General features: G+C 60.7%; 12 protein-coding genes. 11 read left to right on the top strand and 1 reads right to left on the bottom strand.

Annotated elements, in window-relative coordinates; all coding sequences use genetic code 11:
• Positions 1 to 65: 65 nt before the first annotated feature.
• The 4 genes from pulA (at position 66) to G1C97_RS07780 (ending at position 4,693) form a co-directional block, all read left to right on the top strand.
• Positions 66 to 2,135 (top strand): type I pullulanase, encoded by a 2,070-nt coding sequence (gene pulA, locus G1C97_RS07795; protein ID WP_335341351.1) that lies wholly within the window; start codon positions 66 to 68, stop codon positions 2,133 to 2,135.
• 72 nt (positions 2,136 to 2,207) lie between these two features.
• Positions 2,208 to 3,032, top strand: a complete 825-nt coding sequence (locus G1C97_RS07790; RefSeq protein ID WP_169241275.1) for an HAD family hydrolase — start codon at positions 2,208 to 2,210, stop codon at positions 3,030 to 3,032.
• A 125-nt stretch (positions 3,033 to 3,157) separates the two neighbouring features.
• On the top strand, positions 3,158 to 3,979 hold the full coding sequence (locus tag G1C97_RS07785; protein ID WP_169241274.1) for a TraX family protein: 822 nt from the start codon (positions 3,158 to 3,160) through the stop codon (positions 3,977 to 3,979).
• 525 nt (positions 3,980 to 4,504) lie between these two features.
• The gene (locus tag G1C97_RS07780; RefSeq protein WP_169241273.1) at positions 4,505 to 4,693 is read left to right on the top strand and encodes a hypothetical protein; all 189 of its coding nucleotides are present in this window, start codon (positions 4,505 to 4,507) and stop codon (positions 4,691 to 4,693) included.
• 106 nt (positions 4,694 to 4,799) lie between these two features.
• On the opposite strand, the gene G1C97_RS07775 is transcribed toward G1C97_RS07780, so the two are convergent.
• A complete protein-coding gene (locus tag G1C97_RS07775; protein WP_169241272.1) occupies positions 4,800 to 5,828 on the bottom strand; it encodes a LacI family DNA-binding transcriptional regulator in 1,029 nt (342 codons plus the stop codon).
• Positions 5,829 to 6,237: 409 nt separating this feature from the next.
• On the opposite strand from G1C97_RS07775, the gene G1C97_RS12300 reads away from it, so the two are divergent.
• The 7 genes from G1C97_RS12300 to G1C97_RS07735 all read left to right on the top strand — a co-directional run bounded on the left by G1C97_RS12300 (position 6,238) and on the right by G1C97_RS07735 (position 16,388).
• Entirely contained in the window at positions 6,238 to 8,196 is a 1,959-nt protein-coding gene (locus G1C97_RS12300; protein WP_240951066.1) for an alpha-amylase, read from the top strand.
• 174 nt (positions 8,197 to 8,370) lie between these two features.
• A complete protein-coding gene (gene dnaK, locus G1C97_RS07760) occupies positions 8,371 to 10,257 on the top strand; it encodes a molecular chaperone DnaK (protein ID WP_169241271.1) in 1,887 nt (628 codons plus the stop codon).
• A complete protein-coding gene (grpE, locus tag G1C97_RS07755) occupies positions 10,257 to 10,997 on the top strand; it encodes a nucleotide exchange factor GrpE (RefSeq protein WP_169241270.1) in 741 nt (246 codons plus the stop codon). The genes dnaK and grpE overlap by 1 nt, the downstream gene beginning before the upstream one ends.
• Before the next feature lie 374 nt (positions 10,998 to 11,371).
• Entirely contained in the window at positions 11,372 to 12,400 is a 1,029-nt protein-coding gene (locus G1C97_RS07750) for a DnaJ C-terminal domain-containing protein (protein ID WP_169241269.1), read from the top strand.
• Between the two features lie 488 nt (positions 12,401 to 12,888).
• Entirely contained in the window at positions 12,889 to 13,527 is a 639-nt protein-coding gene (locus G1C97_RS07745) for a heat shock protein transcriptional repressor HspR (protein WP_169241319.1), read from the top strand.
• A 1,005-nt stretch (positions 13,528 to 14,532) separates the two neighbouring features.
• Positions 14,533 to 15,204 carry an HAD family hydrolase gene (locus tag G1C97_RS07740; RefSeq protein WP_169241268.1) on the top strand — a complete coding sequence of 224 codons (672 nt, stop codon included), beginning with the start codon at positions 14,533 to 14,535 and terminating at the stop codon, positions 15,202 to 15,204.
• Between the two features lie 458 nt (positions 15,205 to 15,662).
• Positions 15,663 to 16,388, top strand: a complete 726-nt coding sequence (locus tag G1C97_RS07735) for a DedA family protein (RefSeq protein ID WP_100497104.1) — start codon at positions 15,663 to 15,665, stop codon at positions 16,386 to 16,388.
• Positions 16,389 to 16,407 lie beyond the last annotated feature (19 nt).

Genomic DNA, 16,407 nt, shown 5'->3' with positions numbered 1-16,407 from the left:
CATAACTGAATGGCTCCCGCCGCATTCGGGAGCCATTCGTATATACATCAACAAAGGAGCTTCCCGTGCCGCAACCTGCTTCGATGGCAGTCGCCGATTGGACCCCGGCAGAGCCGGCGTTGCCGTGCCCCGACTACCCCGTGTATACGGATGGCGACCTCGGCGCGGTGCCGGATGCCAAAGGCACCACGTTCCGTGTCTGGGCGCCTACGGCCAGCGGCGTCACCTTGCGACTGTTCAAAACCGGTTCCTCCAACGAGGAGGCCGTGGTGAACGATGCCGAGGCGTTGGTGGGAGCCGATGCGCCCGCCGATGCCGACTCGGGTATCGCCACTCCGTTCGCCACCTATGAGCTCACTCCCGGCGCGGCCGGTACGTGGCTCGTCCGTTGCGACGGCGTCGGCCATGGCGTCTACTACGACTACATCGTGCGGTTCCCGGACGGCACCGAACACCGTACCGCCGACCCGTGGGCCCGCGCTGCCGGCGTGAACGGCCGCCGCAGCATGGTTGTGGACTTGCGTCTTACGGACCCGAAAGGCTGGGCCGAGGACCGCCGCCCGCACATCCCCAGTCATGATCTGGTCATCTGGGAAACCCACATCGGCGACTTCAGCAACGACCCGCACAGCGGCGTCCCGTTCGAACATCGCGGCACTTACCTGGCCTTCACCTACCCGAACACCAGCGTGGACGGCGACGGCGAATTCCCGACCTGCGTGGCCTATCTCAAGCGTCTCGGCGTCACCGCCGTGCAGATCATGCCGTTCTACGACTACGGTTCCATCGACGAATCCCTCTCCCGCGACGATCCCCGCCACGGCTTCAACTGGGGGTACGATCCGGTCAACTACAACGTTCCGGAAGGTTCGTATAGCACCGATCCGTTCGACGGCGAAGTGCGCATCCGCGAATGCAAGCAGATGATTCAAGCCCTGCACAAGGCCGGCATCAAGGTGATCATGGACGTGGTCTACAACCACATGTTCTCCACCGACAACTGGTTCGAGCGCATGATTCCCGGCTACGCGCTGCGCCGGCGCGAGGACGGCAGCTTCGCCGACGGTTCGGCCTGCACGAACGATGTGGCCACCGAACATCCGATGATGCGCAAATACATCGTGGATTCCGTGACCTACTGGGCGCGCGAATACCATATCGACAGCTTCCGCTTCGATCTCATGGGCCTGATCGACGTGGACACCATGAACGCGGTGCGCTCCGCGCTCGACCAGCTGCCGGGCGGTGCGTCGATTCTGATGCATGGCGAGCCGTGGGCCGCCCGCGAAACTGCGCTGGTCAAAGGCACGATTCTGGCGGACAAGCGCGGTATGCCGTACCTGAGTCCGCGCATCGGTATGTTCTGCGACTCCACGCGAGACGCGGTGCGCGGTCACGTGTTCTACCAGAAGGTGCCCGGCTACCTGACCGGTGCGGCCGCCGATTATGCGGACGACATCCGCCATGCCGAGGACGGCTGGCGCGGCACCTTAAGCGGCACCGCGGCCGTGGGCCAGCTCATCCAGTACGTGTCCGCGCACGACGATTTGACCTTGTGGGACAAGCTGTGCGCCACGATGCGCCCGCTGCCGGTCGAGGCCGACTATGCGGCCGAAGGCGAGCGCTGCGAAGATCTGATGCGTGCGAATCGGCTGGCGGCCGGCATCGTGTTCGCCGCGGCCGGTGTGCCGTTCCTGCTGAGCGGCGAGGAGTTCGCGCGCACCAAGCATGGCGTCTCCGATTCGTTCCGCAGCCCTGTGGAGCTGAATCAGCTCGACTGGCGTCGCGCGCAGCGGCTGAGCTCTCTGGTGGACCATTACGCGGCGTTGATCCGCTTGCGCCAAGGCAATCCGGCGTACTTCGGCGGCGCGCGCATGATCGTGCCCCGCGAAGACGAGGTGGTGGTGTTCCGCGTGGGCGACGATTGCGTGGCCATCAACCCCACCGGCGAGACGCGTGCGCAAGCCGCGGTACAGCTGGAAATGCCCGGGCCGTACGACGAGGTGTCCAAAATCGCGCCCGACGATTGGCAGCTTATGTACTGCTCCGAACCCGATGCCGCCCCCGCTGGCGTTGAGGATCGTCAGTTGCCGTTGCCGCCTTACAGCTTCACCGTGTGGCGGCGCTCGCGGTAGTGCTGGTGCTGGTGCTGGTTCGATGGTTCGATGAGGCCGTGAGACCTCTTCATGCATTATGAAAGGAATCCCATGCCTCACTATTCCGCCGTATTCTTCGACCTGTACGGCACGTTGGTCGATATTCGCACGGACGAATCGTCGGAGAGAGCTTGGACGGCCTTATGCGATGCCTTGGCGATCGAATGCGGCGCGCTCTACTCCTCGAACGAAGCGTTGCGTGAGCGATTCGAGACGCTTGCCGCTCCGGTTCGGGCCGCGGCCGAGAATGCGCACGGCGAATGGGGCGAACCCGATCTGCTGCCGGTGTATCAGGGGCTGACTGCGCGTGTGGCGTCGCGTTCGGCGTTGCGCTTGACACGTCAAGCCGGCGGTGCGGCCGGCATGCCAGGCGGTGTGGCGGGTGACACGGCGGACGGCATGGCGGACGTATCGGTCGCTGGCCGTCTTGCGTGGACGTTCCGCCGCGCCAGCACCAGTCTGTTGCGCCTGTACCCAAGTGCGCTGGAACTGCTGGGCCGATTGCAAGCCGCGGGATTGCGCGTAGTACTCGTCAGCAACGCGCAATCCTGCTACACCCGGCCCGAACTGGGGCTGCTGGGACTTGACGATGCGTTCGATCGCATCCTGATCTCCAGTGAAGAGGGCGTTCGCAAGCCGTCGCCGGACATCTTCCGTCGTGCGTTGGCCCGCGAGGGATTGCGGCCGGATCAGGTGGTGATGGTCGGCAACGATTCCGTCTCGGACATCGCCGGCGCCCGTGCGGCCGGCATCGACGGCATCTACCTGCGCACCGCCATCTCTCCGCCGGACGATCCAGACGTCTGCAAGGATGCCGTGTTGTCCTTAACCGGCGCTGATTATGCTGGAATCAAACGATTCCTCGGAGTGCAGTAAACGAATTATTCGGCTCCCCTCCCTGAGGGGAGCTGGCTCGCGAAGCGAGACTGAGGGGAGCGGCACGCAAACTGCATCCTTCAACAGGACGGAGGAGCCGAGCGCCGAGCAACAAAGGAGCATCCATGAACGAAATCGAAATGGCCCGCCAACGCAAGGCTACCGGCCGCGATCGCCGTCATAAGGGCCTGTCCGTGTTCCGGCTCAAGGTGATCGGCGCGGTCTTCATGGCGCTTTCCATAGCCTCCACCACGCTCGTGCCCATGCTGTTCGGCGAGCCGTCCGCCGACAATATGACCGGCCTGACCGTGGCCGTGATCTGCGAGATCGCCTCGTGGTGCGCGGTGCCGATCTACGCTTGGCTGCTGTTCGACGGCTGGCGTCATACGCGCAACGTCGGGCGGTATTGGGCGGGGCTGTTTATTCTCGCCGCGCTGGCCGGTATCCCGTACGGCAAGATCATGACCGGCGATTGGGGAGTGCCGTTCAGCATCGCGACTGGCTCGTCAGGCTCGTCCGGCGGCTCAGCTGCGTCGTTCTGGGTCAGCAATCCGGTGTGGGGCTTGGTCCTTGCACTGCTGGTGCTCATGGCCATCGATTGGCTCGCTAAGCATTATTCCGGGGTCGTGCGCTGGCTGCTCACCGTCGCCGTGATCGTGGCCGGCTTGCTGTGGAATCTTATTATGCGCGTCGGCGTAAGCCAGCGCGTGATGTACACGGGTGCGGTGACCCTCGCCTTCGTGCTGATCTTCTACTTCCTGGCTCCCCGCGAAAACACGATGATGTTCACCGCCGGGCTGCTGGGTGCGGTCATGTGCATCACGCCGGGCGTCGGCGTGGCGTTCCTGCACTACCGCAACGGGGAGCTCGGATATAAGCATTCCTGGACCAAGTGGGTGTTTTACGCGCTCTACCCGGTCATGCTCCTCATCGGAGCCCTGCTGTAGTTCGCCGAGGTGGGTAAGGAAGCAAGGCAACGTGAGTCTTGAACTTGACGTTGGGCCTACTGGTGTCTTGCGCGTCGTGGCGTGATGCCGTTCAGGGCGTTCATTCGTGCGGATTTGCGGCGGCCCCGGGTCTTTCTTTCCCGCTTACGGGGTGGATTCCCGTTATGGGAAGGTCTATCTGCATTACAAGGGGCTGATTCCCGCTGTCCGAAATACCTATCTGCGTTACAAGGGGCTGATTCCCAAGTAGCTTCGCCGGCGGAATGGCGGAACAGCGTTGGCATGGAGGCCGAATAGGGGTGTTTTTGCTCCAGTGCAGCCCCTTGTAACGCAGATAGGCTTCTGCGCCACCGGTGTACCTGCCCCTCGTAGCTGAGTTCGCCCCACAGTTGTTCCACGGTTGCCCCATGACCCCCGCCAAGACCCGCCGACTCCTGCTCATCCGAGGATGCCGCCCCCGAATTCAGCACCTGCATCACCACCTCAGCCGGGGTAAACCACGAATCACGGGGTGCGGACGAAAAGTTGGATGTTTGGCGTCCGGATTGGAGTTCGTGGTGTGAGGACGAGGCTTTTGAATTGTATTTCGGTGATGGGTTGACGTTGCGTGTGATTATTAGCGCGCTGCCGGTCATGCCGACCAAGTCGCCGATCGGCAGGTGGGGTGCCGCCGCGGTGGGACCCAGTCCGTTGCTGGTGTATGCGTGGTCCTGACGGTATCGCGAGGAGGCGGCACCGGATTGTCCCCAATGAGAAAACGGCCTGCGAACCATGTGAAATCACATTGCTCGCAGACCGTTTCCCTGCCCTCGTGAAAGCTTTACGCTGCCATATCGCCGAACGGCATATCGGTGCTGCGCGGCACCAGCTGCGCCTCCACCACTTCGTGCTGGTTGTCGAGCGGCTTGCCGTCGATGAGCTTCAGCGCCTTGGTGGCCGCGATCTTGCCCATCGCATACGGATCCTGCTTCATGGTGGTCAGGTTGATGGTGTCGGCGTAGGGGCTGTCGTCAAAGCCCACAATCGAGTAATCGCGCGGCGTGCGGTGACCGTAACGTTCCAGCTTGAGCACCAGCGGAATCGCCATCATATCCATCTGGCAGCAGATCGCGTCCGGGAATTCCTCCAGCGCCAGCAGTGCGGACAGCGCGGAATCGGCGAACGCCGGACCGCGCGGCACGGACAGCACCTGCCAGTTGAGATCGTGCTTGTGCTCGTTGTCCTTGCAAGCCTGGATGAAGCCGCGCGTACGGGCGTCGATCGAGGAGTTCAGCAGTGCCGCCTCCGAGCACGGGTACACGATGTGCTTATGTCCGAGGTTGATCAGGTGCTGGGTGGCGGTGTACATGCCGCGCTCGTCATCGATGCTGATGGAGGCGTCGAAGCCGGCCTCGGACGGGGTGTTGATACCGACGATCGGTACGTGGAGTCGCTTGAGCTGCTCCGCCTCGTGCGGGTCGATGGCGAACGACGCTGCGAACACGGCGTCCACGTTGCGGCGGATCGGCAGCTCGGTGAAGAACTCATGACGGTTCTCTTCGGTGTCGATGTGCTGGAACAGCGAAATGTCGTACCCGGCCGGATGCATCACCGATTCGATGCCGGCGAACGTTTGCGTATTGAACCAGCTGGTGATCTCCTCGTTCATCAGCAGCGCCACGCGGTTGGTGCGGCCGGACTTCAGGGCTGTGGCCGAGCGGGAGATGTTGAAGTCGAGTTTGTCGGCGATGTCCAACACCTTGCGACGGGTTTTGTCCGAAACCAGGTCCGGTCGGGTGAACGCGCGTGAGACTGTGGAGATGGATACGCCGGCGGCCTTTGCTACTTCGTAGATATCTGCCTTGCCCATGTGCCCTCCTCAGTTGATGAGACAGTCGGTCATCGTCCCGTGATGGTTGAACTGTCGTGATAATACGTCGTTGTGCTGTCAACTTATACCATTGTACACTGCAAACGTTAGCGAAACGTCGGATTAATGGCGGCTTCAATCATGATATTCTTGCGATAGTTACCCGTTGCGAACGTATGCTATTGGCGACGGGGTTACTCGATGGTGAGTAGGGGGTGCGGTGATGCGACGATTTGACGGAACGTTGCGGGTCGGCGGAGTGCGTCGGGTCGGTGAGACGCGGCGTGGGATTTTCCGTGGGGCGTCGATCAGGAAGTTGCGCAGGTCGTCGTGCGGGAGGCTGTTCGCAGGACTACCTGAGGTGTCGTCCGGGAAGTTGCGTCGAGCGTCAGGTGGGAAGTTGCGTAGGATGTTGCGCAGGTTCGCGGCGGCGATTGCGGCGGGCGCGCTGGCGTTTGGCTCGGCCGGTGCAGCGGACTTAGGTGCGACCGGCGCGGGCGCGACGTTGCTGGGTTCCACGGTCCCGCTCGCCGCTGCTGACGAATCCGAACCCGGCAGCGACGTGATCGTCATCGCTTTCCAGACCAACTGGAATTCCGTGGCGCGCGAATGCGCCGAAACGTACGGTCCGGAAGGCGTGGGTTACGTGCAGGTCTCCCCGCCGCAAGAGACCATCACCGGCAAGCAATGGTGGACCTCCTACCAGCCGGTCAGCTATCGGCTCGACTCCAAGCTCGGTACCGAAGCCGAGTTCAAAGCCATGATCGCAACATGCAAAGCGGCCGGCGTGGGCGTCATAGCGGACGCAGTCATCAATCACATGGCCGGCGCGGACCGTTCCGGTACCGGCGTGGCCGGCAGCCAGTTCGACGGTGAGGGTAACTTCCCCGAAGTGCCGTACACCGCCGCCAATTTCCACAGCTGCGTCGACAACGTCAGCAACTATCGCAACGCGAGCAACGTGCAGAACTGCCGTCTTTCCGGGCTGCAGGATCTCGACACCAGTCAGGAGTACGTGCAGAACAAGCTTGCCGACTATATGTCCGCGTTGCTGGACATGGGCGTGGCCGGCTTCCGCGTGGACGCCGTCAAACACATCGCCGCCGCAGACGTTGCGGCCATCAAGGCCAGACTGGCGGCCAAGTCCGGCCGTGCGGCGGACAGCATGTTCTTCGAGCAGGAGGTGATCGGCAACTCTGCGGAAGCCAGGGAAATCCAGCCCGCGCAATACCTCGCCACCGGCAAAGTCTCCGAATTCAACGTCAACGCACGGCTCAAGCAGGCGTTCGATAATGACATCAATTCCGCCAGCTTCGGCTTGGGAGGCATTGGGGCCAGCGCAAGTTGGGTGCCGTCCGACAAGGCCGCCGTATGGGTGACGAACTGGGATACCGAACGTAACGGCAGCGCACTGACCTATAAGGACGGTGCGAAATATCTGTTGGCCAATGCCTTCCTGTTGGCGTACGGGTACGGTCAGCCGCACGTTTATTCCGGTTATTACTTTGCGGATGCCGACGACGGTGCGCCCGGAGCTACCGATAATGCGGTGCCGGATATGACTTGTCCGGCGGGCGACGAGTCGGGCGACGACGTTTCGGGTGATGCGGCGAACGCTGCTGAGTCGAGCGGTGAGTCGGGCGGTGAGTCGGGAGCGAAGCGAAACGTCGCGCGAAATACTGAGTCAAGCGGGACTTGGCAGTGTGCGCAACGCTGGACCGCCATCCGCGGCATGATCGGCTTCCACAACGCGGTTGCCGGCAGCGAAGTCACGGATTGGGCGGAATACGGCGAAAACGTGGTCGGTTTCGGGCGAGGTGCGGTTGCGGATGATTCCGGTGATGCTGACGGCTCTGACGGTGCGGCTGCCGGCGATCGGGCCGCGGCGGGCAAGGCCGGCTCAGGCGTGGGGTATCTGGCGATCAACAACAGCGACGAATCGGTCACACGTACGTTCGCGACTTCGCTGCCGGCCGGCGTGTACTGCAACGTGTACGCCACAGGCGACTGTTCCGCCGCGGTTTCCGTCAGGTCGGACGGCACGTTCGAGGCCACGTTGCCTGCCGGTTCGGCGGTCGCCATCCACGTGGGCGCGGAGCGTTCGGGAAGTGCGGGCGGTGTTTCTGGCGGTGCTTCTGCCGGCCGGCGGACCGACCCGGCCGACCCGGATTGGTTCGTCTCCAGCGCGGCGGCGATGGTGGGTGCGCAACCTGCGGATCATGCGCAGATCGTGATGGACGAGGAGATGGTCGAGGCGATCGACGAGGCCAATCATTCCGCGGGATTGTCGGTGCTGGTGCTGGCCGGCGCGATACTGCTGGTCGTCGCCGCCGGTCGTGTGCGGAAGTCGTTCGCAAAACTTGAGTGAGACACGCTCAACTTTTTGTGGGGAATTTGGGAATAGAACTTGCGTCCGGGAAGTTGAGTGGTGTAGGCTCAAGTTTTGGAAGGTCCGAGAACCTGCCAAGGAATCCGCAACGGATTCCCGAGGAACTTGGGCGAAGAACGTAAGAACGAATAACAAACAAAAGGAGCACACATTATGGCACGTGCAGTTGGTATCGATCTGGGTACTACGAATTCCTGCATCGCAACGCTGGAGGGCGGCGAGCCCACCGTTATCGTCAACGCTGAGGGTGCCCGCACCACGCCGTCCGTGGTGGCATTCTCCAAGTCCGGCGAGATTCTCGTCGGCGAAGTGGCCAAGCGTCAGGCTGTGACCAACGTTGACCGCACCATTTCTTCTGTCAAGCGTCACATGGGCACTGATTGGACCGTCGAGATCGACGGCAAGAAGTGGACCCCGCAGGAGATCTCCGCACAGATCCTGATGAAGCTGAAGCGCGACGCTGAGGCCTACCTCGGCGAGCCCGTCACCGACGCCGTGATCACCTGCCCGGCATACTTCAACGACGCCCAGCGTCAGGCCACCAAGGACGCCGGCAAGATCGCAGGCCTGAACGTCCTGCGTATCATCAACGAGCCGACCGCGGCCGCTCTGGCCTACGGCCTTGAGAAGGGCAAGGAAGACGAGCGCATCCTGGTCTTCGACCTCGGCGGTGGCACCTTCGATGTCTCCCTGCTGGAGATCGGCAAGGATGAGGACGGCTTCTCCACCATTCAGGTTCAGGCCACCAACGGCGATAACCACCTCGGCGGCGACGATTGGGATCAGAAGATCATCGATTGGCTGGTCTCCGAAGTCAAGAACAAGTACGGCGTTGACCTGAGCAAGGACAAGATCGCTCTGCAGCGTCTGAAGGAAGCCGCTGAGCAGGCGAAGAAGGAGCTTTCCTCCTCCACCTCCACCAGCATTTCCATGCAGTATCTGGCCATGACCCCTGACGGCACCCCGGTCCATCTGGATGAGACCCTGACCCGTGCCCACTTCGAGGAAATGACCTCCGATCTGCTCGGCCGTTGCCGCACCCCGTTCAACAACGTGCTGCACGACGCCGGCATCTCCGTGTCCGACATCGACCACGTGGTGCTCGTCGGCGGTTCCACCCGTATGCCCGCCGTCAAGGAGCTCGTCAAGGAGCTCACCGGCGGTAAGGAAGCCAACCAGTCCGTGAACCCGGATGAGGTTGTGGCTGTCGGCGCTGCCGTGCAGTCCGGCGTCATCAAGGGCGACCGCAAGGACGTGCTGCTCATTGATGTGACCCCGCTTTCCCTCGGTATCGAGACCAAGGGCGGCATCATGACCAAGCTCATCGACCGCAACACAGCTATTCCTACCAAGCGCTCCGAGGTCTTCTCCACCGCTGAAGACAACCAGCCGTCCGTGCTGATTCAGGTCTATCAGGGTGAGCGTGAGTTTGCTCGCGACAACAAGCCGCTGGGCACCTTCGAGCTGACCGGCATCGCTCCGGCTCCGCGTGGCGTCCCGCAGATCGAGGTCACCTTCGACATCGACGCCAACGGCATCGTGCACGTGTCCGCCAAGGACAAGGGCACCGGCAAGGAACAGTCCATGACCATCACCGGTGGTTCCGGCCTGCCGAAGGACGAGATCGATCGTATGGTCAAGGAAGCCGAGGCTCACGAGGCTGAGGATAAGAAGCGTAAGGAAGACGCCGAGACCCGTAACCAGGCCGAGGCCTTCGCCTACAGCACCGAGAAGCTCGTCAACGACAACAAGGACAAGCTCTCCGACGACATCGTCAAGGAAGTCACCGAGAAGGTCAACGCTCTGAAGGAATCCCTGAAGGGCGAGGACACCGAGAAGGTCAAGACCGCTCAGACCGAGCTGATGACCGCCGCCCAGAAGATCGGTCAGGTGCTCTACGCCCAGCAGGGCGCTGAGGGCGCCGCCGGTGCGGCTGGCGCTGCTGGTGCTGGCGCTTCCGCTGGTTCCGCTTCCTCCGCTGACGACGACACCGTCGAGGCCGAGGTTGTGGACGACGATGACGACAAGGGCAACAAGTGATGTCCGAGTTCAATAAGGACGATTATCTGAACGACCTGCCGGACGCAGACGACTTGGCCAACGCCCAGTCCTCTGCGGCCGGCACGGCCTCCTCTCAGGGCGGTTCGGATACTTCCGGCGCTGCTGGTGCTGGCGAGAAGCCGGCGGCTGACGCGGCTGGCGCGGCTGACGCGGCTGACGATTCGGCCAAGGCTGAGGGCGCGAAGTCCGATGCCGGCGCTGCGAAGTCTGCGGCTGACGGCGAGAAGCCGGCGGGCGACGGTTCGGCTGATGCTTCCGACGACACCGCTTCCGACGACACCTTGACCCCGCTGGGCAAGGCCAAGAAGGAAGCCGCTGAATACCTTGAGGCTCTGCAGCGTGAGCGTGCGGAGTTCATCAACTACCGCAATCGCGCCACCCGCGAGCAGGAGCGTTTCCGTCAGCATGGCATCATCGACGTGCTGACCGCGCTGCTGCCGGCTCTGGACGATATCGATCGTATCCGCGAACACAGCGAAATGGACGACTCGTTCAAGGCTGTCGCCGCGAAAATCGACAAGGCCTTCGAGAAGTTCGGCGTGGAGAAGTTCGGCGAAAAGGGCGAGGAATTCGACCCCACCAAGCATGACGCGATCCTGCACAAGCCGGACGCGGATGCCGACAAGGAAACGGTCGATACCGTGGTCGAAGCCGGCTACCGCATCGGCGATCGCGTAATCCGCGCCGCCCGAGTGGTAGTGGCCTCCCCGCAAAACTAATCCCCGCTTTTAAAAAAGAGGGCCTTTCCGAAATTCGCTGACACATTGAGCGCAACGTTTTTCGGGCTTACGTGTAGCGAACGCAGACGTAAGTTAATCACCAAGTGAAGCGTGGGGCGATGGCATGCGTTGCGCCCAACGTACGTTGGTCATTGCACAGAGCGGGGAGTCGGGATATGCGTTGCTCGACTGTAAGCTTGGCCAAACGGCCTTGAGCGTGTCGAGCAACGCATATCCCGACTCCCCGCGGTCACCGCACTGAACCCGCGGCCCCACGCTGAAACAACGTTCCATTATTAACGGTCGACACTTCAACTCTTGAGAAGTTACCGACCAATCACACAGACTTTTACATATAACGAAAGGAGACATGAATGGCTGAGAACGAATGGCTCAGCAAGGATTTCTACAAGGTCCTTGGTGTCTCCAAGGACGCTTCGGACGACGAAATCAAGAAAGCGTACCGCAAGCTGGCGCGCAAATACCATCCGGACGTCAACAAGACCAAGGAAGCCGAGGAGAAGTTCAAGGACATCTCGGAAGCTTATGACGTGCTGAGCAAGAAGGAGGATCGCCAGAAGTACGATGCGATCCGTCAGTTCGGCATGGGCGGCGCTCGCTTCGCCGGCGGTTCCGGTTCCGGCGGTTTTGATGCTTCCGGTTTCTCCGACATTTTCGGTTCCATGTTCGGGGCGGGCTCCGGCATGGGCGGCAATGGCTCGCGCATTCGTTTCTCCACATCCGGCGGCAACGGCGGCCCCAACATCAACGACATCTTCTCCATGTTCGGTGGTGCCGGTGGTCCGTCCGGCGCGCAGTATGGCGGCGGGGCGTATGGCAATCCCGGCGGCTCGTACGGTTATGAGGAGGCACCGCGTCCGGAGCGTGGCGAGGATCGCAACTCCAAGATCAGCCTGACGTTGCGTCAGGCGGTGAAGGGCGCGACCGTGTCGCTGTCGGTGGACGGCAAGAAGTTCAAGGCCCATGTGCCCGCCGGCGTCAAGGATGGCCAGAAGATCAAGCTGTCGGGCAAGGGCAAGCCGGGTTTGAATGGCGGTGCGTCCGGTGACTTGTATCTGCATGTCACCGTGAAGGACGATCCGACTTTCTCGATGCGCGGTCATGATCTGGTTATGGACTTGCCTGTTACCGTGGGCGAGGCCGTGGCCGGCGGCAAGGTCGAAGCCAAGGATATCGACGGCAATCCGGTTACGTTCAAGGTGCCGGCCGGTTCCAGTTCGGGCGCGGAGATCAAGCTGTCCGGATTGGGTGTCAAGCATGGCAATGCGGCGGGCGATCTGATCGGCCGTGTGCAGATTATGGTTCCGGCCAAGCCGGGGCTGACGGTCAAGCATGTTGCCAAGGAGTTCGACGCCAAAGCCGGCGACTATCTGAGCCGGTGACGGATTGGGTTCTGGCGTATTGAGCGTTGGCGGTCGGGTCCTGGCGTATCGAGTGTTGGCGGATTGAGTGTTGGCGGTCGGCCGCGCTGACTTAGCGGTTGCGGCTCGACCGCCAACTCGTCCGCCAGTGGTCCGGTCATTTGATGTTCCAGCTATTGTCGGTTCGACCGTTGTGGATTACAGTTCGTGGATTTGAGGTTGATCCTGTAGCGGTTTGGCTGGTGGTCCGTCCGCCGGTTCTTGTCGTTGACTCGACCGTTTGGAGTGTGCTTGGTTCATGTATGTAAGGTTCGTTCCTTAGCGGTTTGGTTGCTGGCTTGACTGTTGGAGGATTGGTAGTGAATCGTTCGTTGGTGTTCCGTCCGTTAGATTTTATCTATTAGCGGTTTGGCCAGCGGCGGTGAGTTTGCCGGAATCCCGTTGTTCATGTTCAGCGGTTCGAGTGGATCGCCGATGCAAAGATTCACAGTTTGTATAGGAGGCGCATGATGGCCAGAGGAGCCAATCAGATGCGACAGTTGTACGCCATGTGCGCCACCGCAATCGTTTTGGGGCGTGCCGATCTGGACGGAGCCGACGAGGTTGGTTTCGACATCGAACTGCCTATTTTTACCGTCGGGCAAACGGCCGAGCTGGCCAATATGCATCCTCAGACGCTACGTCAATATGACCGTTTGGGGCTGATTCGCCCGCAGCGCACTGATGGCGGCGCCCGCCGCTATTGTTTGCGCGATATCGCCCGATTGGCTCGTGCTCAGCGTTTGAGTCAGGATGAGGGCATCAATCTTTCTGGCATCGCACGCATTTTGGAGCTCGAAGAGGAGAATCGCCAATTGCGCCGCGAGGTCAAGCGTATGCAGTCGGCTGGCGAGGATAGCGTTTTCGCCGCTGGTCGTGACGGCAACATCGTAGAGGTGCAGCGCTCTAATCGTGCTCGTCTGTGGCGCAATGCCATCCATCGGGAAGTTCGAGAACTTCCCGGCCGTTTCACCGCTTCCGGTGTGACTGGCGCTGGCGCGTCGGGCGCGTCGGGCGCGGGTGCCGGCTCCACCGATGGCACCTCTCGTTCCGACGGCATCTCCCCGTATATCGACGACTCCAAATCCATGGTCCTCTGGGGCTGGTGATGCCCCTCCGCGGCTGGTAAGAGTAAAACCCTCGGTGCTGCTGGCACCAAGGGTTTTGTGCCTTGGGTTTTGCAACTTGGGTTTTGCGATTTGGGTTTTGCGATTTGGGTTTTGTGCCTTGGGTTTTGTGCCTTGGGTTTTGCAACTTGGGCTTTGCGACTTGGCATCCTCGCCGGACCGATGGCCGTCTTCCGCATCCTCATTTCATCTCCTTTCATTTCATCTCTTTTTCGCGAATATGTCTCTCTTCCCTCGTCTCAGTGGTACATTTTCGCGAGGAACGGTGTGTTTCATAAGGGTTCTCCATACCCATACCCATACCCATACCCATTGGTGGTATGTACCGCCTTCGCGAATATGTCTCTCTGATTTCATCTCAGTGGTACATTTTCGCGAAGGATGACGAGCTCTTGGAGGTTGACTCTTTGGGACGGCGATCGCTTCTCATGTCTTCATGTCCGTGAGCGCCCTCAGCGTGTCTGGTGCGTGCTCTACCCACCCTTTCGCGAATATGTCTCTCTGACTTCGTCTCAGTGGTACATTTTCGCGAAGAGTGGTGAGATGGCCGTTGCTTTCGGCGCTGATTGTGGTTGGTGTCTATAACTGGGGTAATTCGGTTACAAGGGGCTGATTCCCGTATCTGGGAACCTCTATCTGCGTTACAAGGGGCTGGTACCTCATGCATCCAGCTCTATTAAGGGTCTCATGTCAACGCAATATGGCCGTTTTGGGGTCGGCTGTACTTGTCGAGCAGCCCCTTGTAAAGCAGATAGATCTCTCCCAACCTCCCAATCAGCCCCTTGTAAGCGAGTTGCTGCCGAGTTGCTGTCGAATTGCTGCCGATTTATCTCGTTAGTCATGTCTCAATACATATTCTCGACCCCAACGCGCGTTGCTCGCCGCCTCCGACACGACCGGCAGAACGATAGCCACCGCTGTCTCACGGAGTTGATGATATAGAAGTGGTTGAAATGGCCGTTGCTCAACTACGAATGGAGAAGAACCATGCTGCTTAAGGCCGTGTTCTGGGATCTGGATGGAACGCTTATCGATTCGGAGCCGCTGTGGCACGACGGCGAAATTGAAATCGCCCATGCCAATGGCGGCGAATGGAATGAGGACCTCGGTTGGCAGTGCTCCGGTACGCCGGTGCCCAGCGTGGCGCGACACATGATCGAGCGCGGCTGCAAACTGAGCGTCGAGGAGATCGACAAGCAGCTCAAGGATTACGTGTTCAACGCCGAGGTGACGCGTCTGCCGTGGATTCCCGGTGTGCAAGAGGTGCTGCGCTCCCTCAAGGAGGCCGGCATCCCCTCGATGCTGGTCACCACTTCGCCCCGGCGCATGGCGGAGAACATCATGAAGCAAGCGGATGGTTTGCTCGTCGGCTACGTGTGCGGTGATGATCCGTTTGAGCACAAGCCGAATCCTGCGCCGTACTTAGCAGCTGCCGCAAAGCTCGGCATCGCGCCTGAAGACATGGCCAAGTGCGTGGTTCTGGAGGATTCCTCGGTGGGGCTTCAGGCTGGTGCCGCTTCCGGCGCCACGTTGATTGCGCAGACCGGATGGATCCGTACTGATACGACCGGCCTCGGCCAGTTCGCGTCCATCGATTCGTATGACGGCATCGACGCCGCCGCGCTTGATGCTTTCGTGCGTCAGCGTCTCGGTGAGTAACGACGCTGATTGGTGTCTGTAGTTGTGAACGTCAGGTAATTGGCTGTTTGGCTGATTGCTTGACGTTTTTTGTTTGGCTGTTTGTCCGCTGCTATTCGATGAACGCCGATTGGTGTCGGGCAACAGTGAATTCTGATTACTGCGCAACGATCTATTGATGCTGGTGGGCCGGAATCATTTGATTGGCGCGGGTTGACTCACGCGAGTCAACCGACGTGCATGTCAACCGACGTGCATGTCAACCGACGTGCATGGTCACAGGCAGACCGTGCCCAATAATTGTGCAGATTTCTCTGACCTGTTGGTCTATGCTGTCACTTGTATAAGCCCCGCTGGTAGGGTAGTGGGCGGTTTCCATACGTGTGCCGCGCGCCCGCCCGCCCGCCGCAGCGTTCGGCGAGAACGGGACGAGTGGTGGTGCATGACCGACTTCGACTCATAGGAATTCCAGGAATCAGATGGGCTTTATCAACTTTATTCTTGAACTGCTGAAGGATCCGCGCGCCGCGATTGCCGGCTGGATTGCCATGGGTGTGGCACCGACTCTCGGCTTCATTTTCCTTATCGTTTTCATCGAAACGGGCGTGGTGTTCTTCCCGTTCCTCCCTGGCGACTCATTGCTGTTCGCCGCTGGTGTGTTCGCCGCTCCGGATGCGGCGACCGGCAAGGCTGCACTGCCGCTGTTCTGGCTGTTGCCGGTTGTTTGGTGCGCGCCGATTATCGGTGATCAGTGCAACTACTTCATCGGTCATTTCTTTGGCCGCCGCATCATCCAGTCCGGCAAGGTGAAGGCCATGACTCCTGAGCGTATCGCCAAAACTGAGGGCATGATCGAGAAGTGGGGTCCGCTGGCAGTGTTCTTGGGCCGTTTCTTCCCGTTCATCCGTACGTTCATGCCGTTCATCTCCGGTATTTCCGGCATGCGTTGGAGCCGTTTCACGCCCTTCTCGGTGCTCGGTGGTCTCACTTGGTCCACGCTGTTCACGCTGCTGGGCTACTTCTTCGGCAATATTCCGGCTGTGCAGGACCATTTCGAACTGGTGATTGTGCTGATTCTGTTGGTCTCGCTGACGCCGACGATCGTCGGTCTGTTCAAGGCCAAGTTCGGCAAGAAGAAGCCCGCCAAGGTGACTGATTCCCAACTGGATGCCATGGAGGATGGTATCGAGCATCTGGAGAAGTAGTCGTACGGTCCACAGCGAC

This window comes from Bifidobacterium olomucense, from assembly GCF_012932375.1.
GTDB classification, from domain to species: domain Bacteria; phylum Actinomycetota; class Actinomycetes; order Actinomycetales; family Bifidobacteriaceae; genus Bifidobacterium; species Bifidobacterium olomucense.
The sequence above is the reverse complement of the archived record's forward strand: the minus strand, read 5'-3'. Positions and strand labels throughout refer to the sequence as shown.

What these genes read in the sequence shown, in the direction of transcription:
- G1C97_RS07735 (WP_100497104.1), top strand. Translation starts at nt 15,663, where the DNA reads ATGGGCTTTATCAACTTTATTCTTGAACTGCTGAAGGATCCGCGCGCC.
- G1C97_RS07785 (WP_169241274.1), top strand. Translation starts at nt 3,158, where the DNA reads ATGAACGAAATCGAAATGGCCCGCCAACGCAAGGCTACCGGCCGCGAT.
- G1C97_RS07750 (WP_169241269.1), top strand. Translation starts at nt 11,372, where the DNA reads ATGGCTGAGAACGAATGGCTCAGCAAGGATTTCTACAAGGTCCTTGGT.
- G1C97_RS07740 (WP_169241268.1), top strand. Translation starts at nt 14,533, where the DNA reads ATGCTGCTTAAGGCCGTGTTCTGGGATCTGGATGGAACGCTTATCGAT.
- G1C97_RS12300 (WP_240951066.1), top strand. Translation starts at nt 6,238, where the DNA reads ATGTTGCGCAGGTTCGCGGCGGCGATTGCGGCGGGCGCGCTGGCGTTT.
- G1C97_RS07745 (WP_169241319.1), top strand. Translation starts at nt 12,889, where the DNA reads ATGGCCAGAGGAGCCAATCAGATGCGACAGTTGTACGCCATGTGCGCC.
- dnaK (WP_169241271.1), top strand. Translation starts at nt 8,371, where the DNA reads ATGGCACGTGCAGTTGGTATCGATCTGGGTACTACGAATTCCTGCATC.
- grpE (WP_169241270.1), top strand. Translation starts at nt 10,257, where the DNA reads ATGTCCGAGTTCAATAAGGACGATTATCTGAACGACCTGCCGGACGCA.
- G1C97_RS07775 (WP_169241272.1), bottom strand. Translation starts at nt 5,828, where the DNA reads ATGGGCAAGGCAGATATCTACGAAGTAGCAAAGGCCGCCGGCGTATCC.
- G1C97_RS07790 (WP_169241275.1), top strand. Translation starts at nt 2,208, where the DNA reads ATGCCTCACTATTCCGCCGTATTCTTCGACCTGTACGGCACGTTGGTC.